Below are 22,256 nucleotides of genomic sequence, written 5' to 3' on the forward strand. Positions count from 1 at the left end.
CCTCCGTCGGGTTTGCGGGCCGGTGGGGGTTTGCCGTGTGTCCGGGTTCGGTGGCCTTTGCCGGGCGGGGTCATGGCGGGTGTGGCCGGGAGGGGGCGCCGGGGCTGTGGGCCGTGTGGGTGCTGCTCGTGGGGTCCGGCCGATCGGTGTCGTTGCCGGGGGCCTGCCGGGCGTCGGGGTGTGGTGGGTGTGGCCGTCGCGTCGGCCGTCCTCCGTCGGGGTTTGCGGGCCGGTGGGGGTTTGCCGTGTGTCCGGGTTCGGTGGCCTTCGCCGGGCGGGGTCATGGCGGGTGTGGCCGGGAGGGGGGCGCCGGGGCTGGGCGCCGTGCGGGTGGTGCCCGTGGGGTCCGGCCGACGGTGTTCGCGCCGGGAGGCGACTGCTGGGCGGCCCGGCCCGGCTCGGCCCGGCCCGGCTCGGCGCAGGGGCGAGGGGAGGTTCGTGGTTGTCCCGGGTGCACCGGTGGCCGCCGTGGGGACAGGCCCCGGTGCGGCGGCGGGACAGGGCCGTCACCCCGGTGCCGGCCGGCCTGGCGGCACGGCGTCCCGTCCGGCAGGCTCAGTACGGCCAGATCGGAGGGTCGTTCACGAAGTGCCCGCCCAGGTGGCTGTGCGCCGGGTTGCCCGGGTCCAGCTCGCCCTGCTCGGCGATCAGCTTCTCGGCGTACGGCTCGGAGTCGTCCTGCGGCTCGTAGCCGAGCGCCCGCGCGGTGGTCAGGTCCCACCACAGCCGGGTGTTGGCGGAGGAGCCGTAGACGACGGTGTGGCCGACCTCCTCGGCGGTCAGGGCCGCGTGGAAGAGGCGGGCGCCGTCGGCCGGGCTCATCCACACCGAGAGCATGCGCACGCTGGTCGGCTCCGGGAAGCAGGAGCCGATGCGCACGGAGACGGTCTCCATGCCGTGCTTGTCCCAGTACAGCTGGGCGAGGTCCTCGCCGAAGGACTTGGACAGGCCGTAGAAGGTGTCCGGGCGGCGCGGGGTGCCGACCGGGATCAGCGGCTCACCCGGGCGCGGGGCCGGGGTGAAGCCGACGGCGTGGTTGGAGGAGGCGAAGACGATCCGGGGCACGCCCTCCTGGCGGGCTGCCTCGTAGAGGTTGTAGGTGCCCTCGATGTTGGACTTGAGGATCTTCCCGAAGGGGGCCTCCAGGGAGATGCCCGCGAGGTGCAGGACCGCGTCCACGCCCCGTACGGCCTCGCGCAGGGCCCCCGTGTCGGTGAGGTCGGCGGTGATCGCGTCCGGCGCGTCCTCGACGGGGCGCACGTCGAACAGGCGCAGCGTGTAGCCGTACGGCGGCAGCAGGGACCGCATCAGGGTGCCGAGCCCGCCGGCGGCGCCGGTGAGCAGAACGGTGCGGGGAGCGGGCATCGGCACTTCTCCTTGTGGCCGTTATTCACATACGTGGACACGCTAGAGAGCTTCGCCGCGCACCGTCAAGTGTGGCGTGAAGTCGGCGAATTCGCTCCGGGTGTTGCGAGTTTGCCTGCTTGACCTGCCATAAGGAGGCCCCGTAGCGTGGTCGCGTTCAGAAATATGGACGTGGATCAGAAACATGCACCGGTGTGTCCCAAGGGAGAGCCCGTGACGCCAGCCCCTCTCACCGAACGGCTCGACGAACCGAGCGGGCCCCTCTTCTTCCCCGTCACGGCCTACGGCCCCGACGGCTCGCTCGACCTCGACGTGTTCCGCACCCACGTCCGCCGCGGTGTCGCCGCCGGTGCCGCCGCCGTGTTCGCCTGCTGCGGCACCGGGGAGTTCCACGCGCTGCTGCCGGAGGAGTTCGAGGCCTGCGTCCGGGTGGCGGTGGAGGCGGCCGAGGGACGCGTCCCGGTGGTCGCGGGCGCCGGCTACGGCACCGCGCTCGCCGTCCGCTACGCCCGTCTCGCCGAGCAGGCCGGCGCCGACGGCCTCCTCGCCATGCCGCCGTACCTCGTGCTCGCCGGTCAGGAGGGCCTGCTGCGGCACTACCGGGAGGTCGCCGCGGCCACCGGCCTGCCGGTGATCGTCTACCAGCGCGACAACGCCGTCTTCGCCCCGCGGACGGTGGTCGAACTCGCCCGCACCGACGGGATCATCGGCCTCAAGGACGGCCTCGGCGACCTCGACCTGATGCAGCGGATCATCAGCGCCGTACGCACCGAAGTCCCCGGCGGCTTCCTGTACTTCAACGGCCTGCCCACCGCCGAGCAGACCCAGCTCGCCTATCACGCCCTCGGCGTCACCCTGTACTCCTCGGCCGTCTTCTGCTTCGCCCCCGAGATCGCCCTCGCCTACCACCGGGCCCTGACCGCGGGCGACACCGCGACCCTGCGGCGCCTCCTGGACGGCTTCTACCGCCCGTTCGTGGAACTGCGCGCCCAGGGCCGCGGTTACGCCGTCTCGCTCGTCAAGGCGGGCGTACGGCTGCGCGGCCTGGACGTCGGCGAGGTCCGGCCCCCGCTGCACGAGCCGGCGGAGGACCACGTCAAACAGCTCGCCCAGCTGATCGAGCGGGGCTACGCGCTGCTGGAGGAGGACGCGTGAGCGAGCGTCGGCACGGCTCGGACGGGGGACGCGTGAGCGAGCGTCCGTGCGGCTCGGAGGAGGGCGTGTGAAGGCGTCGGCGTTCGTCTACCCCTGGGATGTCAACGGGGATCCCGTGGCCCCCGCCCGCATCGCCGGGCTCGGCGTGGAGCAGGTGACCCTGGCCGCCGCCTACCATTCCACCCGCGCCCTGACCCCCCGCCACCCCCGCCACCGCATCGTCACCGCCGAGTACGCGGCCGTCCTCTATCCGCCGGGCGAGCGCTGGGCGGGCCGGGGTCTGAGGCCCTACCCCGCCGGCCGCTGGGCCCCCGGCGACGCCTACGGCGAGGCGGCAGCGGCCCTGACCGCGGCGGGCCTGGAGGTGCACACCTGGGCCGTCCTCGCGCACAACTCCCGCCTGGGCGCCGAACACCCGGACACCTCGGTCGTCAACGCCTACGGCGACCACTACCCGTGGGCGCCCTGCATCGCCCAGCCCGCCACGCGCGCCTACCTGGTCGACCTGGCCGCCGAGGCCGCCGTACGCCCCGGCGCGCGGGGCACCGAACTGGAGTCCGTCGGCTGGTACGGGCTCCAGCACCTGCACGCCCACGACAAGACCGGCGGTGTGGGTCTCGGCGAGGCCGGGCAGTACCTGATGTCCCTGTGCTTCTGCCCGTCCTGCCGCGCCGGGTACGCCGGACGGGGCCTGGACCCCGAGGAGTTGACGGCTTCCGTGCGGGCCGCGCTGGAGCCGCTGTGGCGGGGCGCGGCGGACGACGAGGGCTGGCCGACGGTCGCCCAGCTGCTCGGCGAGGAGAAGGCGGCCGGCACGCGCGCGTGGCGCGACGAGGTCGCCGGCACGCTCCAGGAGGAGGCCGTCGCCGCCGTACGCGCCGCCGCACCGGCCGGCTTCCAGGTCCTGCTGCACGCCGACCCGGTCTCGTACCACTGCGGTGCCAACGCGGGCGTCGACCCCGCCCGCGTCCTCGCCGTCGCCGACGGCGTGGTGGTGCCCTGCACCGGCGGTACGGCCCTGCTGGCGCCCTTCGCCGCAGCGGCCCGGGAGGGGACGGTGCTGGCCGCCAACCTCACCGTCGTCTCCGGGATGGGCGGCAGCCCCGGCACACTCGCGGTGGACGCGGCACGCGCGCGTGCGCAGGGCGCGACGGAACTGCGGCTCTATCACGCCGGGTTGGCGTCGGACTCGGACCTCGCCTCGGTGCGCGAGGCGCTGTCGGCGCGCTGAGCCAGGGAGGCCGCCGTCCCGAGCAGTGCGAGGCCGTACAGCGGCAACAGCAGCGCGGGGGAGGCCAGTTCGACCAGGGCCGCGCCGACGGCCAGTCCGACGGCGTTGGGTGTGAAGACCAGGGTGCCCGCGGTGGCCGTCGCCCGGCCGAGCAGCGGGCCGGGCGTCTCCCGCTGGACGGCGGTGAACGCGGCGACGAGCACGCAGGGCAGGCCGAGACCGGCCGCTGCCGAGGACGCGAGGGCCACTGGGTCGGTGGGCACGGCACGGGCGGCCACCGCGAGTGCCGTCAGCGCGATCCCCGCCGCCGCGAACCGGCGCGCGCCGAGCCGCCGTAGCGCGGCGCCCGAGACGAGCCCGGCCGCCACCGAACCGGCGCCCTGGACGGCGTACAGCACGCCCGTGTACGCGGGGGAGCGACCGAGACGGTCGACGACGGCGTACAGCGTCGTGCCGCACAGGGAGGTGAGGAGCATCGTCGCACCGCCCGCCCGGACCAGCGGGCGCAGCTCCGGGTGACCCCACAGGTGCCGGATGCCCTCCGCGGTCTCCTCGCGCCAGTTGCCGGCGGACCGGGCGGGCCGTTCCTCGCGCACCCGCAGCAGGGCGTACAGCCCGGCGGCGACCGCGAAGGTGCCCGCGTCCAGGCAGGCGACGGCCGGGCCGCCGAAGGCCGTGTACAGACCCGCCCCGGTCGCCGGGGCGACGAGCTTCATACCTTCGGTGACGGCCATGCGCAGCCCGTTGAAGTCGCCGAGGAGCTCTGGGCCGATCGCCGCGGTCACCAGGGCCGACTCGGCCGCGTCATGGACGACCTCGGCGGCGCCGTAGACCAGCAGCACGGTGAAGAGCAGCCACAGGCCGCCCGGGGAGTGCACGGTGCACAGGGTGAGCTGCAGGGCCGCCAGGCCCGCGTTCAGGGCCACCAGCAGGGGCTTGCGGCGGACGCGGTCGGCGATCGTGCCCAGCGGCGGGCCGGCCACGGTGGGGGCCCACATGGCGAGCATGCACAGCGCGGCCAGGCCGTCGGAGCCGGTGAGGTCCTTCACCCACACACCCGAGGCCAGAAACAGCGCGGAGTTGCCGAAACCCGACACCACCACGGCCGCCAGATACAGCCCCGCGTTGCGCTGCCGCAGCACGCGCAGCGGGGTCCAGGAAGTCGTCATGCCTGCTCATCGTGGGTCTAAGGCGGGGCGGCGGGGATCGGTAAGGTGCCCTGTCCCGGCACACCGGGCGCTCCACGAGGACGGGGCACCCCTCCCACTTCCGCGCTCGTCCCTCCCCGGCTCGGCTGCCGCCCGCTTCCCCACGCTCCTGCGCCTCCTGAGCTCGGGGCCCTGCCCTTCCCGGCTGGGGCTTGCGTGCCTCCTGGGCTCGGGCGGGATGTGTGCCTCGCGGGCAGGCTCTTGCGCGCTTCCCGCGCCCGGGGCATGTGCCTCCCAAGCCCGGGCGCCCCCTGCCGGTCCCCGGGCTCCCGCTTCTCCGGTCCCCGGGCTCCCGCCCTGCCGGGTCCGGGCGCCCGCTGCCGGGCCTGAGCTCCTGCTGCTCCCGGTCCCGGGCTCCTGCCTCTCCCGGTCTCCGGGCTCCTGCCTCTCCCGGTCCCGGGCTCTTGCCCCTGCCGGTCCCGGGCTCTTGCCCCCTGCCGGTCCCCGGGCTCCCGCCTCTCCCAGTCCCCGGGCTGCCGCCCCCTCGGGACCAGGTTCCCGACCTCTCGGGACCAGGTTCCCGCCCTCTCGGGACCAGGTTCCCGACCTCTCGGGACCAGGTTCCCGCCCTCTCGGGACCAGGCTCCCGACCCTCCCTCCCGGGCGCGGTCTCCTGCGTACCCGTCCGTCGGCTGCCGTCGGCGGCAATCCGTCGGGACCTGTCGGTAATGGGCCTGGGGCGGGAGCTCGCCCGGATCTACTGTCGGCGGCATGCGCTGCATCGCCCCGATCCTGATCGGTCTCGTCTACGTCCTGCTGATGTCGCTCGTCCCGGAGCGGCACCGGCGCCGCCTCAACGCGGTCATGGTCGCCGGCGCGGGTGCCGCCTATCTCAGCGGCGGCGGCCTCGGCGGCTGGGAGTTCGTGTTCACCGCGGTGGCCACCTGGGTGGCGTACAAGGGCCTGGACTCCTGGGCCTGGATCGGCGTGGGCTGGCTGCTGCACACGGCCTGGGACGTGGTGCACCACCTCAAGGGGCACCCGATCATCCCGTTCGCCCACGACTCCTCGTTCGGGTGCGCGCTGTGCGACCCGGTGATCGCGCTGTGGTGCCTGGGCGGCGGGCGGTCGCCGTGGGAGCGGCTGCGCGGCACCGATGAGTTCTCGCGGGCCGGCCGGTCAGCCCTCCGTACGAGGAGTGCAACCGTGAAGGAGTAACGGCATGACCATGATCGACCTCGGCCCGCAGGCCCGGATCGTGGCGCGGCTCGCCGAGTCCGTGACCGACGACCAGCTGGGCGCACCCACACCGTGCCCGAACCTGGCGGTGCGGAACCTGCTGGGCCACATCCAGATGCTCTCGCTGGCCTTCCGCGACGCGGCCCGCAAGGACCTCGGTACGACGACCGACACCAAGCCGACCGCCGCCGTGCCGGACATCGGCCCCGGCTGGCGGGCGGAGCTGCCCAAGGCCCTGGACGAACTGGCCGACGCCTGGCGCGATCCGGACGCCTGGACCGGGATGACCCGCGCGGGTGGGGTGGACCTGCCGGGCGAGCTCGCCGGTGCCGTCGTCGCCGACGAACTGGTCATCCACGGCTGGGACTTGGCCCGTGCCGTCGGCCGGCCCTATGCTCCCGACCCCGCGGCCCTGGACTCGGCCCACGGTTTCCTGCTCGCGGCCGCCGGGGACCCGAACCGCGGCGGCGGACTCTTCGGCCCGGTCGTCCCGGTGCCGCCGGAGGCACCCCTGCTGGACCGGGCGGCGGGGCTGAGCGGGCGGGATCCGGGATGGCGCCCGTAACAGGAACATCGGTCATCGCATTATCGCGAAAATAGATCAGGACATGTTCCAGCGGTGGTTCACCCCGGACGGGAAAATCCTTTTTCCGGCCCGGGGGGTGAGAGGGGAAAGGTAAGGAATCCGGCTGCGCCGAGGCATACCGGGGGCGGCTCCCGGGGTGCACGGGGGTTGCGCGGACCGGGCCGGCTTCGAGGTGGCAGGCGCAAAATCACCCACGGGCCGACGGTTCTCTTGCGGCCGGCTCGATTGCGCTGCGATCGTTTGAGTGGCCGATGAATCTTCGGCTTTTCGTGCCGTATTCCCTTTCGGAACAGGAGTTGGTCATGCCTGCTCAGAACACCACGACGGACGTTTTCGACCTCGACGTCCGCACCATCGTGGACCCGACCGAGGAAGCGACCACCAGCATCGGCAGCAGCAGCGGCATCCCGACGCTGTGCAGCAACGAGTGCACGGGTGACTGCTGCACCATCTTCAACTGCAACTGACGCCAGGATCAGCCTGACGTGACAAGTGGCTCCCCTTCCGGCCGCGACCGGAAGGGGGGCTGCGGTCACCGCCCAGGAAGACGCTCAGGACGCCCAGAAAGCAGAGAATCCTGGTGACCGACGAGCCTTTGTACTCCTGTACCGGCTTTGCGCTGTTGCGTATTCCCACGCTGCCCGAAAAATGTTCCGAGGCAACCTTCGCCGACATTACGGAAGGCGCTGCCGACGAAACTCAGAAAAGCCTCGCATACCTCCGCGCGCTCGCCGCCGACGGCCTGCTGCGTGAAGCGGTCGAGATCTCCAGCCCGCCGCTCGCCCATCGCTGGGACGAGATCCTGCGCGGGGAGAAGCGCGGTGCCGCCGAGATCCGGCGCGCCGTCCGCGCGGTCACCTCGTACCTCCTGCGCATGGCCACGCGGTGCACCCCGTTCGGGATCATGGCCGGGGTCGCGGTGGCACGGTTCGCCGGGAGCGCGGGGGACACTCATGTGCGCCTGGGACCGGCGCACCGCAAGTCCGTCCGGCTGGAGCGGAGTTGGGTCACCGCGCTGACGGCCTCCTGGGCCGGCCGGCCGGAGGTGCTGCGCTGCCTGCGGCTCACGGCCAACAACCTGTGCCGGGTGCGCGGCGACCGGCTGGTGCTCTCCTACCTCCCGGACCTGGGTGTCGAGGAGACCGAACCCGTGCGCGAGGTCAGCGTGCGCCACACACCGGCCGTCCGCGCCGCGCTGGACACCGTACGCACGCCACTGCCCTGCCCGGAGCTGGCCAAGCGCCTGGCCGAGCGGTTCCCCTCCGCCCCCGACGGGGCGATCGTCCGGATGCTCGCCGGTCTGGTCCGCAAACAGGTGCTGCTCACCGACCTGACCCCGCCGGCGGAGGCACCCGACGCCGCGGCGCACGTCCTGGACACGCTGGGCGCGCTGCCCGGGCGGTCCCTGCCCGAACTGGCGGAACTGCGGGAGATCACCCGGTGCCTTCAGGCGTACCGGGACCGGCCGCTGGGGAAGGGCCGGGCGCTCTGGTCCGAGGCCGGCACCCGGATGCGCCGGCTGCGGCCCGCCCAGCGGGGCATCCAGGTCGATCTCGCGATGGACGCGGAGGTACGGCTGCCCCCCGAGGTGGCGGCCGAGGCCGAGCGGGCGGCGGATCTGCTGTGGCGCCTGGCCCCGGAGGGCACCGGCTACCCCGCGCTGCGGACCTACCACACGGAGTTCGTCGAGCGGTACGGCGTGGGACGGGCCGTCCCGGTCACCGACGTACTGGACCCCGACGCCGGGTTGGGCGCCCCCGCCGGCTACGAACACCCGCCCGGCAACCGCCCCCTCCCGCCACGGACGCCGGAGGTGACCCGACGGGACCGGCTGATGACCCAGCTCGCCCAGGAGGCGCTGCTCCGCGGTGCCCAGGAGGTGGTCCTCGACGAGGCGCACCCCCTGGTGGGCCGGCTCGCCCGTCCGAAGACCGCACGCGCACCCTCGATCGAACTCGTCACCCGGCTGGTCGCGCCCTCGGTGCGGGCCCTGCGCGACGGCGAGTTCCGCCTGGTCGTGATGGGCGGCTCGGCGGGCCCCGCCGCCGCGACGTTCGGGCGGTTCGCCGCTCTGCTCCCCGACGGACTGCGCCCGTCCCTGACCCGCCTCGCCCGGGTCACCGACGGCGAGCGCGCGGACGCCCTGCACGCCCAGATCGTCTTCCAGGCCCGCCACGGCCGGGGCGACAACGTCACCCAGGTGCCCCAGTGGCTGGAACACCGGCTGCCCGTCGGGGTGTTCGCCGACCCCGCCGATCCGGGCACGCTGGCGCTCGGGGACCTCGCGGTCTGCGCCGACCCCCATCGACTGGTGATCGTGGACACGGCCGGCGGCCGGGAGGTCGTACCGAGCGTGCTGCACAAGCTCAACACCCGCACCCTGGCCCCCAACGCGGCGCGGCTGCTCGACGAGATCGGGCGCGGCCAGGTGCGCGGCGTCCACTCCTGGGAGTGGGGCCGCGCCGAGGAACTGCCGTACGTGCCCCGGGTCCGCTACGGCCGCACCGTCCTCAGCCTGGCCCGCTGGCGCCCCACCGAAGCCGTCCTCGACCAGGACACGCCGTACCCCGCATGGACCCGGGCCGTCGCGGAGTGGCGCGAGCGCTGGCAGGTCCCCGACCGGATCTGCCTCGTCTACGCCGACCAGCGCCTCGAACTCGACCTGACCAGCCCCCTCCATCTGAGCCTGCTGCGCCACGAGCTGAAGCGGCGCCCGGAGACCCTGGTGCTGGAGAGGTGGGACGCCGGCGGGGCCGGAGGCGGATGGCTGACCGGCCCCGAGGGCACCCACCGCAACGAGCTGATCATCCCGCTGGTGGCACGGCCCGCCGGGGCGGCGCGGGACGAGCCCGGCCCGCTCCGGACCACGCGGACCCGCCGGCCCGCCCCGCGCCGGACGCGCTCCGCGGAGCACCCGCCCGGCGGCGAGTGGCTGTACGCCACCGTGCACTGCACGCCCGCGCGGCAGAACGAGCTGCTCGTCCACCACCTGGACGACCTGCTCGACGGCCTTCCCGAGGACGTGGACCGCTGGTTCTTCATCCGCTACCGCAGCCCCGACGACCTGCTCCGGCTGCGCTTCCACGGCGCGCCGGACACCCTCACGGCAACCCTGCTGCCCAGGCTGCACCGCTGGGCCGCGACGCTCCGGTCCGCCGCGCTGATCCGGGGCATCGGCCTCTGCACGTACGACCCCGAGCTGGAGCGCTACGGCGGCCCCCGCGCCATGGCGGCGGCCGAACGGGTCTTCCACGCCGACAGCCTGGCCGCCGTCGAGGCACTGAGGCTGCGGGAGACCGGGCGGCTCACCCTGGATCCGGTCACGGTGGCGGCGCTGGGCCAGGCCCACATCGCCCGGACGTTCTGGACGGCGTACACCGCCCACGAGGCGAAGAGCGCCCAACCGGCCTGGCTGGGGCGCGTCCTCGACGCCGTCCCGCGCGGCGAGATGCACCACGCCTTCCAGAAACGCAGGCGCGAGGTGCTGCCGCTCGTGGACGTCCACGGCGACTGGCCGGGACTGCGCGGCCGGCCGGGAGGCGAGGAACTGCTCGCCTCATGGCAGGCCCGTACGGCGGCCGTCACCGCCTACGCGCGCACCCTGCGCACGCTGGGCGACGACGCCTGGTCGGCACCCGTGCCGGTCTTCCTCTCCCTGCTGCACATGCATCACAACCGGGTCATCGGCATCGGCCCGCAGGCCGAACAGGCCGCGACCGCCGTCATGCGCGGCGCCGTGCAAGCCCATCGAGACCGCATCAGGAGCTGCTCATGAGCGCCCCCGTACAGGACACGGCCACCGAGGCGACCGACGCACGGATCGGCGCCGTCGTGACCGAACTCGCCGAACGGCTCATCGACCCGGAAAGCGTGGCCACCGCCGCCCGCGCCCCCGGCAACGCCGACCTGCTGACCGGCATGCCCTCCGCACAGTCCCCCTGGGGCACCCTCGGGCTGGGCGAGGCCCATGCCGGTGTCGCGCTGCTGTTCGCCGAGCTGTCCCACACCGAGGAGCGCTTCCGCGGCGCCGCGCACGCCCACCTGGCCGCCGCCGTACGGGGGTTGAGCGGGCCGACCGAGCGCGGGCTGTTCGGCGGCGCCGCCTCGCTCGCGTTCGCCGCCCACACGGCCCGGCACGGCGCGGACGACTACGCCGGACTGCTCGACACCCTCGACGGCCGAGTGACGGCACAGCTGGACCGGCTGCTCACCGACGAGGAACGACGGCTGGCGTCCGGCCGGGCGGGCGTGCGGATGAGCACGTACGACGTCGTCGCCGGCGCCACCGGACTCGGCCGCTGCCTGATGCTGCGCGGCGACCGGCACCGCGAGCCGCTCACCGACGTGCTGAGCTATCTGGTGCGCCTGACCGAACCCGTCGAAGCGCACGGACACCGGGTACCGGGCTGGTGGGTGCCGCTCGAGCCCGGCCACGGCCCCCAGTTCCCCCGCGGACACTTCAACCTCGGCCTGGCGCACGGCGTCAGCGGGCCGCTCGCGCTGCTCTCGCTCGCCTGGCGCGAGGGCGTACGCGTCCCCGGCCAGCGCGATGCCATCAGCGCGATCGCCGGCCACCTCCTCGACCACCGGACCGAGCAGGGCACGTGGCCCGGGGTACTGAGCTTCGACGCCTTCGTGGGCGCGGCGGACCCGCACGCCGGCCACTCCCGCATGATCGCCTGGTGCTACGGGACGCCCGGCACCGCCCGGGCCCTTCAGCTCGCGGGCATCGCCCTGGACCGCCCGGACTGGCGGAAGGAGGCCGCCGACGCCCAGGCCACGGCGCTCGCGGGGCTGCTGGGCACCGTCACCGACAGCTCGCTGTGCCACGGCTGGGCGGGACTGCTCCACCTCACCGGCCTGATGGCCCGGGACAGCGGCGACCCCCGGCTGACCGGGCGGTTGCCCGCGCTGGCCTCCGCCCTGCTGGCCGCCCATCGCCCCGAACTCCCCTTCGGATACGAGTACGTCCGCCCGCAGCTGGGCGAAGGACTGCGGCAGGCACCCCATCGCGCGGGCTTCCTGGACGGGAGCGCGGGCATCGCACTCGCCCTGCGCGCCTACGCGGCCGGCGGCTGCGCCTCACCCTGGCAGACCGCCCTCCTGGTGGCCTGATGAGGCGCCCGAAGATCCCTGTGCGGCGCCCGCACCTCCGTAGGGGGCGCCAACGTCGCCGCGCCCGGCCGCAGTTGCCCGTCTCCGACAGCGAGCGGCTGCTCTTCGGCGGCGCTCTGCGCTACGAATCGGCGTACGCGGGACATGAGTTGCCCCTGCTGCGGATGGGCCTGTGGACCATGGCCCGGCAGTTCCCGCAGGTGATCGGCGCCGTGGCGAAGGCCGCCTGGCGCGAGGACCGGACGGCGCTGCTCGCCCTGCTGGCCGCCGAACTCGGGCAGGGGCTGATGCGGGCCTTCGCCCTCGTGGCCACCAACACGGTCCTGCTGGCGCTGTTCGCGGCCGGTCCCACCCCGGCACGGCTGCGCCAGGCACTGCCCGGCCTCGTGGCCATGGCCGCCGTCGCCGCCCTGCTCGCGCTGCTCGGGGCGGTGTCGACCGCGGCGTCGGGACGGCTGGAGCCCAAGGTGGAGCGCGTGTGCACCGCCCGGTTCTACGAGGGCGTGATCCGCGTGGAGCTGGCCGCGCTGGAGGACCAGGCGGTGAGGCGCACGCTGGACGCGGGGAAGTTCGGCACCGACTCGATCCGTGCGATGCTCGGTTCCTCCGTCCTCGTGCTCAACGCCCTGATCAGCCTGGCCGCGGCGGCCGGCGTCCTGTTCCTGCTGCATCCGCTGCTCGTCCTCACCCTCCTGCTGATCGCCGCCCCCCAGGGGTGGGGCGCCGTCCTCTCCGCCCGGCGCCGGTACGCCTCCCGCCACGCCTGGATCGAGCACCGCCGCGCCATCGCCGTCCTCACCGAGAAACTCACCGACCAGCGGTGCGCCGCCGAGATCCGGGTGCACGGCGCCGGGCGCCTGCTGGTCGACGCCTATGCGGACATGTCCGGGACGATGGAGCGCGAGCAGTGGCGGCTGGCCCGTGCGGAGGCGGTGACGCAGACGGCCGCCGCGGCCGGGTCGGGGCTGGCTGCCCTGGCCGCCTACGGACTGCTGTGGGCGCTGCTGACCAGCGGCGGAATGCCCCTGGCCGTGGCCGGCACCGCCGTGATCGCGGTACGGACCGCCGGCGCCGGGCTCCAGTCCCTGGTCATGCAGGTCAACCGCCTCTACCAGGAGGCCATGTACCTCAAGGACTGGGAACGTGCCTGTGCCACGGCACGGCAGCACGCCATCCCCGCCGGCGGCTCAGCCGTTCCCGGCCCGTTCAAGGCGGTCCGGCTGGAGGGAGTCTCGTTCACCTACCCCGGTGCCACCGCGCCCGCGCTGCACGCGGTGGACCTCACCATCCCGCGCGGGCAGGTCGTCGCCCTGGTGGGGGAGAACGGCTCGGGCAAGACGACCCTCGCCAGACTCGTCGCCGGGCTCTACCTGCCCAGCGGCGGACGCCTGTGGTGGAACGGGACGGAGATCCGGGACGCCGACCGGGCGGCCGTCTTCGACCAGGTCGCCGTCCTCACCCAGGACTTCCCGCAGTGGCCCATGACCGCACGCGCCAACGTCCACATCGGCCGCAGCGACCGGAACTGCGCACAGCACCGCGTCGAGAAGGCCGCGGCCGACGCGGACGTCGCCGGTACCGTCGCCGCCCTGCCGTACGGCTGGGACAGCCTGGTGATCAAGGGGTTCGAGCGCGGCACCGAGCTCTCCGGCGGCCAGTGGCAGCGACTGGGCAGCGCCCGGGCCCGCTACCGCTCGGCGCCGCTGCTCATCGTGGACGAGCCCACCTCGGCCCTCGACCCCAAGGCGGAGATCGAGGCGTTCCGCGCCCTGCGCGACCTGGCCGACCAGGGCACCACGGTGCTCCTGATCACCCACCGCCTCGCGGCCACCGCCACCGCCGACCTGATCTACGTCCTCGACCACGGCCACCTCATCGAACACGGCACCCACAGCCACCTCATGACCCTCCCGAACGGCCACTACCGCACCCTCTACGAGGCCCAGGCCGCCCAGTACGCCCCCGTACCGGGCGCCTGACGCCCCGGTTCCGCTTGCCCGGGTGGACCGAGGCGGACCCCCGGCCGTCGTACTCTCCCCCCATGCCACTCACCCTCACCGTCCTCGGCACCGCCTCCCCGCACCCCGGCCCCGACCGGCCCTGCTCCGGATACCTGCTGTCCGGCGGGGGTGCCGAGGTGTGGGTGGACGCGGGGCCCGGCACGTTCGCCGCGTTGCAGCGGCACACGGACCCCGCACGGCTCACCGCGATCTGGATCTCCCATCTGCACGCCGACCACAGCGCCGACCTGCTGCCCGCCGCCTACGCCTTCGCCTACGGCGGGATGACCCCGGCCGTACCGATCCCGGTGTACGCCCCGCAGGACTGCGCCCGCCGGCTGGCGGGCTTCCTCGGGCGGGCGGACGTCGACTTCCTCAAGGGCGTCTTCGACTTCCGGCCCCTGTACGACGGCCATGACGTCCGGCACTGGAACCTCCGCCTCACCGCACGCGCCGTCGCCCACGACACCGAGGCCTACGGGCTGCGCGCCGAATGCCAGGGGAGCGTGCTCGCCTACTCCGGGGACAGCGGGCCGTGTGCCGCGCTCGGTGAACTCGCCTCCCGTGCCGACCTGTTGCTGTGCGAGGCGGACATCGACACGCATCGCGATGGCGAACACCAGGAGCAGGTCCATCTGACCCCCGAGGACGCGGGCCGGATCGCCCATGCGGCGCGCGTCCGCGAGCTGCTGGTGACCCACGTCGGACCCACGCTCACCCGCGAGGCGGCCACCGCCCGCGCCGCCGCGGTCTCCGGCCGGCCCACCCGCGCCGCCGTCGAGGGTGCCGTCCACACCGTCTGACGCAGCCCGGCTTTCCTTTGTCACAGGCATTGACGAAACACGGACCCCCTCCTACCTTCAACCGCGTCGCACTTCGTACGTCATATATGAGACGCGATATGTGAGATCCGAGAGGGCCGCATGACCTCTGTGCCCACACCGATCCCGTCCCGCACGCAGTTCGTGCTGGACGCGATCAGACACCGCATCCTGACCGGACGGCTGACACCCGGTCAGGCCCTGGTCGAGACGGAGCTGGCCGCGCAGTTCGGGGTGTCCAAGACCCCGGTGCGGGAGGCGCTGAAGACCCTTGCGGGGACCGGACTCGTCGTGATGAACCAGTACAAGGGCGTCACGGTGCGCATGGTGGACGCGGACATGGCACGCGAGGTCTACGACGTGCGGCTGCTGCTGGAACCCGAGGCACTGAGGAGAACCGTCGGGCGGGGCGCCTCCCTCGACGCCGCGCGCGACGCGCTGAACCGGGCCGATGCCGCCCACGACACCGCCGAACGGTCGCTCGCCAACCGGGAGTTCCACCGCGCCCTGTACCTGCCGTGCGGCAACCCGCTGCTCGGCCGGATGCTGGACGAGGTCCGCGACCAGGCCGCGCTGGTCTCCGCCGTCGCCTGGGCCGCCGAGCCCTCCTGGGAGCGGGAGGCCGTCGAACACCGGGAGATCCTCCGGCTCGCGCTCCACGGTGACGCCGACGGCGCGGCGAGCGCCCTGCACGCCCACATCGCCTCCTTCGTCCGGCGCGCATTCCCCTCGGACACCGGGGACACCGAGGACGCCGGGGACGCCGAGGACACCGGGGGAACCGAGGCCGCCGGCCCCCACCCCCAGGAAGGTCATTCATGAGCAGCGTGACGTTCGAGACCGGGCGGGCGGCCCTGGCCGACGTGGTGGCCATCCCGGTGACCCCCTTCGCCGCGGACGGCTCCGTCGACACCGGCACCCACCGGGCCCTGCTGCGTCGCCTGCTCGACGGCGGGATCCGCACCCTCACCCCCAACGGCAACACCGGCGAGTTCTACGCCCTCACCCCCGAAGAGCGCCGCCTGGTCACCGAGTTGACGGTCGAGGAGGCCGGCGACCGTGCCGCGGTCCTCGTCGGCGTCGGCCACGACCTGCCCACCGCCATCGCCTCCGCCCGGCACGCCCGCGACCTCGGCGCCCCGATGGTGATGGTCCACCAGCCCGTCCACCCGTACGTCTCGGCGGCCGGCTGGGTCGACTACCACCGCGCCGTCGCCGAGGCCGTGCCCGGGCTGGGCGTGGTGCCGTACATCCGCAACGCGCAGCTGCCCGGCGCCCGCCTCGCCGAACTCGCCGACCACTGCCCGAACGTCATCGGCGTGAAGTACGCCGTACCGGACGCCGCACGGTTCGCGGCCTTCGCCCGGGACGCGGGCCTCGACCGCTTCGTGTGGGTCGCCGGCCTCGCCGAGCCGTACGCTCCCTCCTACTTCTCGGCGGGCGCCACCGGCTTCACCTCCGGACTCGTGAACGTCGCCCCGGCCGTTTCGCTGCACATGGTTGAAGCGCTTCGATCCGGCGACTATGCGGCCGCCATGAAGGTCTGGGAGCAGATCCGCCGCTTCGAGGAGCTCCGCGCCGCCCACGGCTCCGCGAACAACGTCACCGTCGTCAAGGAAGCCCTCGCCGCGCTCGGTCTGTGCCGCCGCGACGTCCGCCCGCCGAGCAGGCCGCTGCCCGAGGACGAGCGCGCCGAGGTCGCCGCCATCACCGCCGGATGGTCCATATGAACCACCCCGCCGGGAAGCTGAGAAGCCATCAGTGGTACGGCACCGACGGGCTGCGGTCGTTCAGTCACCGGGCGCGGACCCGGCAGCTCGGGTATCTGCCCGAGGAGCACCTGGGCAAGCCCGTGATCGCCGTGCTCAACACGTGGTCCGACATCAACCCGTGCCATGTGCACCTGCGGGAGCGCGCCCAGGCGGTGAAACGGGGCGTGTGGCAGGCCGGCGGCTTCCCGCTGGAGTTCCCGGTCTCGACGCTGAGCGAGACCTTCCAGAAGCCGACGCCCATGCTCTACCGGAACCTGCTGGCGATGGAGACCGAGGAGCTGCTGCGCTCCTATCCGGTCGACGGCGCCGTGCTGATGGGCGGGTGCGACAAGTCCACGCCCGCGCTGCTGATGGGTGCGGCCAGCGCCGGTCTGCCCGCCGTCTTCGTCCCCGCCGGGCCCATGCTGCCGGGGCACTGGCGGGGCGAGGTGCTCGGGTCCGGTACCGACATGTGGAAGTACTGGGACGACAGGCGGGCCGGTCTCATCGGCGACTGCGAGATGACCGAGCTGGAGAGCGGGCTCGCGCGCTCCCCGGGGCACTGCATGACCATGGGTACGGCGTCCACGCTGACCGCCGCCGCCGAGGCCCTCGGCGTGACCGTGCCGGGCGCGTCGAGCATCCCCGCCGTCGACTCCGGACACGACCGGATGGCCGCCAGGGCCGGGATGACGGCCGTGGAGCTGGTGCGCGGCGACCGGAGGCTGTCGCAGATCCTCACGCGTGAGGCCTTCGAGGACGCGGTCACGACGGTGCTCGGCCTCGGCGGCTCCACCAACGCCGTGATCCACCTGATCGCCATGGCCGGCCGGGCCGGCGTGAAGCTCACCCTGGACGACTTCGACCGCATCGCCCGGACCGTGCCCGTCCTCGCCAACGTCCGCCCGGGCGGCCGGAAGTACCTCATGGAGGACTTCCACTTCGCGGGCGGCCTGCCCGGATTCCTGTCCCGGATCACCGACCTGCTCCATCTCGACCGGCCGACGGTGTCGTACGACACCCTGCGCGAGCAGCTGGAAGGCGCGCGGGTGCACCACGACGACGTCATCCGCCCCCGCGACAACCCGGTGGCGAGCGAGGGCGGGGTCGCGGTCCTGCGCGGCAACCTCTGCCCGGACGGCGCGGTCATCAAGCACATCGCGGCCGAGCCCCGCCTGCTGAGGCACACCGGCCCCGCGGTCGTCTTCGACGACTACAGGACCATGCAGCGCACCATCGACGACCCCGCGCTCGGCATCACCGCCGACAGCGTGCTGGTCCTGCGGGGCGCCGGTCCCAAGGGCGGCCCCGGCATGCCCGAGTACGGCATGCTCCCCATCCCCGACCACCTGCTCAAGCAGGGCGTGCGGGACATGGTCCGGATCTCCGACGCCCGGATGAGCGGCACGAGTTACGGCGCCTGTGTGCTGCACGTCGCCCCGGAGTCGTACGTCGGCGGGCCCCTGGCCCTCGTGCGGACCGGGGACCTCATCACCCTGGACGTCGCGGCCCGCGGCCTCCATCTCCACGTGGACGACGCGGAGTTGGGGCGCCGGCGCGCCGCGTGGACCCCGCCGCCCGCCCGTCACGAGCGCGGCTACGGCGTCCTCTACAACGGCCAGATCACGCAGGCCGACACCGGCTGCGACTTCGAGTTCCTGGCCCGGCCGGGCCTGGTGCCGGACCCGTACGCCGGCTGACCCACGCATCGGGAGAGGTGAAGCGCTTCACCCATGTGTACGTAGCAAGCGCTACCTGTCCCCGCTGTACATGTCCCACTGCGAACGGAGAACAGTCATGGCCCAAGCTGCAGCCGTGGCGAAACCGCCCGCGCCACCCCGGCGGCGCCGTGCCTCCGCGACCCCGCGCGGGCTGCCGTACCTGCTGATCACCCCGGCGGCCCTGCTGATGCTGGGCTTCATGTCGGGCGGGCGCCGGGCCGTGCCCTGGTCTTCTCCCCGTGGGCCGTCTCCGGAGTGCTGACCTCCGCGATCCGGGTGCTGCTCTACAACTCCCGGACGGGCACCACCCGTTACCTCGCCGACGCGGGAATCGGGTCGTACGGCACCAGTCGGCTCTCGGACACCTCGACCGTCTTTCCGGCGGCGGTCGTCGCGGATCTCTGGCGCGGGGGTGCCCTTCTTCGCGATCCTCATCCTCGCCGACCTGCAGTGCGACGGTGTACAACGCCCGCAAGCCGGACGGCTTCCTGCCGGACACGACGTTCCTGACGACGGGGAGCACGACCATCGGCGCGACGATGAACTGACGCCCGGCTTCAGCTCGGGCTGCCCCACTCGGCCCGGAGGTCCTGGCACCGGACGGTGATCGATGCGTCGGTGAGCGCGATCTCGTGCACACAGCCGGCGCCCTCGGCACCGTCCTCGCCGGTTTCCTCCTCCGGGAGGATCTCGTCGAGCAGCACGGTGTCGACCCGCATCCAGTCGATCGCATGGTGGTGGTCGATGGAGAAGTGCCGCACGCCCGAGTAGCTGATGCGCAGCCCCGAGTCGTGCTTGAACCGGTTCGGCGCGAACTCCAGCACCAGTCGCCCGCTCTTGTCGGTCGCCGGATGGATTCCGGCCAGCTCCAGATCCTTGACGCACCGGTCGGCGCCCGGGATGTCGTAGTGTCCCGGATCGGAGGCGAACGCCCAGGCACCCGGCGGAAGGAGGCCGCGCAGGCGGGGCAGTTCGGCGAGGTAGGCGGTGGGGTCGACGTAGAAACCGTGGCCGTGCCAGTGCGTCTTGACGAATCTCATGACAGTGGTCCTGTGAACTCGAGCGCGGACAGCCGTCCGCCGCTCACCCGGACGAGCAGCTCGCCGAGGACGCGGCGGGTCGGCGGAGGAAGGGGGCCGGCCGTCATGACACCGGGGGCTGCCACCGGAGCAGCGCGGGGATGGTGGCGTGGTCGGTGGTCTCCATGGTCAGGATGACTTCCCGGCCGGTGGATGTTCCCAGCCATGCCATGAAGTCGCGAACGGGCTCGAAGGTCTCCCGGTCCGTCACGTCGCGGGGGTCGAAGGTGAACCCGATCTCCTCGGGCTCGAAGAAGTAGCAGGTGAACCACGTGCCCGCGATGTCGACGGCCAGGCTCACCGATTCCTGCGGGTCCTGTGCGAGCCGGGACCAGACGGCAGCGGCGTCCGGAACGCCGGTGTCCGTGGTGCCGGCGAGTGTCCAGGTGAGGACGTGCCGTCCCGGCAGGACGCGCAGCCCCTCGGCCATGCGCCGCCAGTCGTCGAGCGTGGTGCCGAGGACGCGGACGTCGCGCAGAGCGCCGTCCGCGACGAAGTCCTCCGGCCGGTACCCGGGTTCGCTCTCCCGGTGCTCTTGTCCCTGCACGGTGATCACGCGGAACAGTGTATCGATCGGATAACAGGGCTCGCAGCGCAGGTAGTTATGCGCGTAGATGGTCTCTGACCTGGTACATCACTCTCATTCACCAGATCCGGAGAATCCATGCGGAAGTCCCACAGAGCCGTCGCCGCCGGTGCAGCCTGTGCTCTCGCCGGTGTCGCGCTGTACGGCGCGGGCGCGGCCACCGCCGGGCAGTCGACGGCGAACTCCACCCACGAGCCCTACAACATCGGGCAGTTGGTGAAGGACATCGACACCTACTACGGCACGACCGCCGACAGCAACGGCGTCTACCAGGCGTCCCCGGACAGCCCGTACGCCAAGGACCTGGCGCAGATCGACGCCGACGCCAGGCGCTATATCGACAAGGCGGCCCGCAAGGCGCGCCGTCACGGCGAGAAGCCTGCCGTCATGTTCGACATCGACGACACGCTGCTGCTCAGCCTCGACTACGAGAAGCGCTACAACTACACGTTCAACCCCACCACGTGGAACGACTACGTGAACAAGGCCGACCGCCCGGAGGTCTTCGGCAGCCCCGAGCTGGTCCGGTACGCCGAGTCCAAGGGCGTCGAGGTCTTCTACAACTCCGGTCTGAGCGAGGCCCAGCGCGCCGCCGCGGTCGCGAACCTGAAGAAGGTCGGCGCCGATGTGAACCTCGACGCCGACCACATGTTCCTCAAGGACAAGGCCAACCCGCCGGCCTACCTGAGCGACTGTGCCACCCCGAACGCCTGGAACTGCACGACCGTGCAGTACAAGTCCGGGACGCGCAAGCACATCGAGGACGACCTGGGTTACGAGATCATCGCCAACTTCGGCGACCAGTACTCGGACCTCGACGGCGGCCACGCCGACCGTACCTACAAGCTGCCGAACCCGACGTACTTCGTCGGCTGAGGCCCTGGCCGTTCGTCCTGAGCGGCCGCTCGTGCTCGGCCCCCGTCACCGGCAGCACCGTGCCGTGGCGGGGGCTTCGGCCGCGGGCCGGTCCGAGAGCCCGGCGACCGCGGCTCACGCGCCACCGCCCGAGCCGCCCTGTGCGGCGAAGTCACCGGTCACCGCGTACACACGACCCCCGGCGGTACCGCTGATCCTGTAGCTGTCGTCCTTCGCGTCGCGCCCGCCCCGCGCATGGTCGTACTGCCCCGCGAACACCCACTGCCCGGCCGGGACCGTACGTCCCTGCTTCAGCGTCCAGGTGTAGACGACGAACCCGCCTCTCTCCACGACGCTCAGACCGAAGTCCCCCTCCGGCAGCGAACGCCACGCGCCCGTCGAGGACACCCCGCCGGTCTGCGCCACCCGCAACTCGACCGTGAGGGAGGTCAGTTGGCCGGCCGTCTTCAGGGTCAGGTCGCTCTGCGCCCAGAAGTCGTTGCCGTGCGGGTCCACCGAGCCGTCCGACCACAGGGGACCGTCCTGCTCGCCGTGTGCCGCGGGCGGGCGCCGGGAGGCCGTCGGTGTCCGGGAAGCTGTGGCACCCGGGGTGCGGGGCGGGCGCGGGGTGCCGGGGCCGGGCGCCGGGGCTCCGGAATGCGCCGGAGGGCGCGCGGTCCTCTCCGGCGAGGAACTCGGCGTCGGCGAGACCGCCACCGTCTGCCCGGCGGGCGGACGGTCGCCGCGGACCACGGAGGCCACCGCGTATCCGCCGACGGCGAGCACCCCGGCGACGGCCGCCGTCGCGCCGGCCACCCGCAGCCAGCCGAACACCGGCGGACGCGTGGACCCGTGGCCGGAAGGGCCGGTCCGCGCGGCCATGCCCCGCTCCACCCGGGCCCGGATGCGCGCGCGGTCGGGTTCGTGGGCCTCGGCCGCCTCCTGCAGCCGGGCGCGCAGCTCGTCGTGCACGTCCTGCCGCCTCATCGGTTCCGCCCTCCGCTCGCGGCGCCCCGGGCCGCCATCGCCGCGTGCGCCCGCCGCGGATCGCCCTGGGGGCCGAGCAGGCGCTGGAGTTCTGCCATGCCCTTGGACGTCTGGCTCTTCACCGTACCCACCGAGACGCCGAGCGCCAGCGCGGTGTCCTTCTCCGACAGGTCGAACGCATGCCGGAGCACCACACACGCCCGTTTGCGGAACGGCAGTCTGCGCAGCGCATCCTGTACGTCCACCACCCCGGCCACGTCCGGGTTCTCGGTCCTCTCCTCGCGGTGCGGCCAGAACAGCGCGATCCTGCGGCGTTCGCGCACCGCGCTGCGGATCCGGGTGCGGGCCAGGTTGGCGACCACACCCCGCGCGTACGCCACCGGATGGCCGGCCGCGCGCACCCGGTCCCAGCGGTGCCACAGCGCCAGCAGCGCGTCCGCCGCCAGGTCGTCGGCGGCGTCGGCCTCACCGGTCAACAGGGCGGCCAGCCGGGCGAGTTCGGCGTAGTGCCGTTCGAAGAAGGCATGGAACTCCGCGGAGGCGGCGTCGTCGACGACTGTGCCCACGGGTGACCTCGTCTCGGTGCGGCTCTCGAATGACTGTACGGGGTATCGGAC

General features: G+C 73.2%; 19 protein-coding genes and 1 pseudogene. 14 read left to right on the forward strand and 6 right to left on the reverse strand.

What is annotated here, in order from left to right:
- Positions 1–555: 555 nt before the first annotated feature.
- On the reverse strand, positions 556–1,365 hold the full coding sequence (locus ABT288_RS10940) for an NAD-dependent epimerase/dehydratase family protein (RefSeq protein ID WP_351605036.1): 810 nt from the start codon (positions 1,363–1,365) through the stop codon (positions 556–558).
- Positions 1,366–1,578: 213 nt separating this feature from the next.
- Between ABT288_RS10940 and ABT288_RS10945 the strand changes: the two genes are divergently transcribed.
- Entirely contained in the window at positions 1,579–2,520 is a 942-nt protein-coding gene (locus tag ABT288_RS10945) for a 5-dehydro-4-deoxyglucarate dehydratase (RefSeq protein ID WP_351605038.1), read from the forward strand.
- Positions 2,521–2,587: 67 nt separating this feature from the next.
- Positions 2,588–3,751, forward strand: coding sequence for a hypothetical protein (locus ABT288_RS10950; protein WP_351605041.1), 1,164 nt, complete (start codon positions 2,588–2,590; stop codon positions 3,749–3,751).
- On the opposite strand, the gene ABT288_RS10955 is transcribed toward ABT288_RS10950, so the two are convergent.
- On the reverse strand, positions 3,688–4,920 hold the full coding sequence (locus ABT288_RS10955; protein ID WP_351605044.1) for an MFS transporter: 1,233 nt from the start codon (positions 4,918–4,920) through the stop codon (positions 3,688–3,690). The two genes, ABT288_RS10950 and ABT288_RS10955, sit on opposite strands and share 64 nt — an antisense overlap.
- Positions 4,921–5,670: 750 nt before the next feature.
- On the opposite strand from ABT288_RS10955, the gene ABT288_RS10960 reads away from it, so the two are divergent.
- The 11 genes and pseudogenes from ABT288_RS10960 to ABT288_RS11010 form a co-directional block, all read left to right on the forward strand.
- The gene (locus ABT288_RS10960) at positions 5,671–6,117 is read left to right on the forward strand and encodes a DUF6010 family protein (RefSeq protein ID WP_351605046.1); all 447 of its coding nucleotides are present in this window, start codon (positions 5,671–5,673) and stop codon (positions 6,115–6,117) included.
- Positions 6,118–6,121: 4 nt separating this feature from the next.
- A complete protein-coding gene (locus ABT288_RS10965) occupies positions 6,122–6,703 on the forward strand; it encodes a TIGR03086 family metal-binding protein (RefSeq protein ID WP_351605049.1) in 582 nt (193 codons plus the stop codon).
- 323 nt (positions 6,704–7,026) lie between these two features.
- Entirely contained in the window at positions 7,027–7,191 is a 165-nt protein-coding gene (locus ABT288_RS10970; protein ID WP_351605050.1) for a hypothetical protein, read from the forward strand.
- 113 nt (positions 7,192–7,304) lie between these two features.
- Positions 7,305–10,499: a lantibiotic dehydratase gene (locus ABT288_RS10975; protein ID WP_351605053.1), complete on the forward strand. Its 3,195-nt coding sequence runs from the start codon at positions 7,305–7,307 to the stop codon at positions 10,497–10,499.
- Positions 10,496–11,839, forward strand: coding sequence for a lanthionine synthetase C family protein (locus tag ABT288_RS10980; RefSeq protein WP_351605056.1), 1,344 nt, complete (start codon positions 10,496–10,498; stop codon positions 11,837–11,839). Before ABT288_RS10975 ends, ABT288_RS10980 begins: the two co-directional genes overlap by 4 nt.
- Positions 11,840–11,913: 74 nt before the next feature.
- Positions 11,914–13,818, forward strand: coding sequence for an ATP-binding cassette domain-containing protein (locus ABT288_RS10985; RefSeq protein ID WP_351605059.1), 1,905 nt, complete (start codon positions 11,914–11,916; stop codon positions 13,816–13,818).
- Positions 13,819–13,880: 62 nt separating this feature from the next.
- The gene (locus ABT288_RS10990) at positions 13,881–14,642 is read left to right on the forward strand and encodes an MBL fold metallo-hydrolase (protein ID WP_351605061.1); all 762 of its coding nucleotides are present in this window, start codon (positions 13,881–13,883) and stop codon (positions 14,640–14,642) included.
- Between the two features lie 120 nt (positions 14,643–14,762).
- On the forward strand, positions 14,763–15,482 hold the full coding sequence (locus ABT288_RS10995; protein WP_351605063.1) for a GntR family transcriptional regulator: 720 nt from the start codon (positions 14,763–14,765) through the stop codon (positions 15,480–15,482).
- Complete coding sequence (locus tag ABT288_RS11000; RefSeq protein WP_351605066.1) at positions 15,479–16,390, forward strand: dihydrodipicolinate synthase family protein; 912 nt, start codon at positions 15,479–15,481, stop codon at positions 16,388–16,390. The genes ABT288_RS10995 and ABT288_RS11000 overlap by 4 nt, the downstream gene beginning before the upstream one ends.
- Complete coding sequence (gene araD / locus ABT288_RS11005) at positions 16,378–18,111, forward strand: L-arabinonate dehydratase (protein WP_351605069.1); 1,734 nt, start codon at positions 16,378–16,380, stop codon at positions 18,109–18,111. Before ABT288_RS11000 ends, araD begins: the two co-directional genes overlap by 13 nt.
- A gap of 97 nt (positions 18,112–18,208) precedes the next feature.
- Positions 18,209–18,583, forward strand: a pseudogene (locus ABT288_RS11010) (hypothetical protein); the annotation flags it as partial.
- A 106-nt stretch (positions 18,584–18,689) separates the two neighbouring features.
- On the opposite strand, the gene ABT288_RS11015 reads toward ABT288_RS11010, so the two are convergent.
- Positions 18,690–19,172, reverse strand: a complete 483-nt coding sequence (locus tag ABT288_RS11015; protein ID WP_351605071.1) for a hypothetical protein — start codon at positions 19,170–19,172, stop codon at positions 18,690–18,692.
- 103 nt (positions 19,173–19,275) lie between these two features.
- Positions 19,276–19,767, reverse strand: coding sequence for a hypothetical protein (locus tag ABT288_RS11020; RefSeq protein ID WP_351605074.1), 492 nt, complete (start codon positions 19,765–19,767; stop codon positions 19,276–19,278).
- Between the two features lie 108 nt (positions 19,768–19,875).
- Between ABT288_RS11020 and ABT288_RS11025 the strand changes: the two genes are divergently transcribed.
- Positions 19,876–20,673 carry an HAD family acid phosphatase gene (locus ABT288_RS11025; protein ID WP_351605077.1) on the forward strand — a complete coding sequence of 266 codons (798 nt, stop codon included), beginning with the start codon at positions 19,876–19,878 and terminating at the stop codon, positions 20,671–20,673.
- A gap of 114 nt (positions 20,674–20,787) precedes the next feature.
- On the opposite strand, the gene ABT288_RS11030 is transcribed toward ABT288_RS11025, so the two are convergent.
- The gene (locus ABT288_RS11030) at positions 20,788–21,639 is read right to left on the reverse strand and encodes a hypothetical protein (protein ID WP_351605079.1); all 852 of its coding nucleotides are present in this window, start codon (positions 21,637–21,639) and stop codon (positions 20,788–20,790) included.
- Entirely contained in the window at positions 21,636–22,205 is a 570-nt protein-coding gene (locus ABT288_RS11035; protein ID WP_351605081.1) for a SigE family RNA polymerase sigma factor, read from the reverse strand. The genes ABT288_RS11030 and ABT288_RS11035 overlap by 4 nt, the downstream gene beginning before the upstream one ends.
- Positions 22,206–22,256: the final 51 nt, after the last annotated feature.

It is taken from the genome of Streptomyces sp. NPDC001093, from assembly GCF_040298985.1.
Classification (GTDB): Bacteria; Actinomycetota; Actinomycetes; order Streptomycetales; family Streptomycetaceae; genus Streptomyces.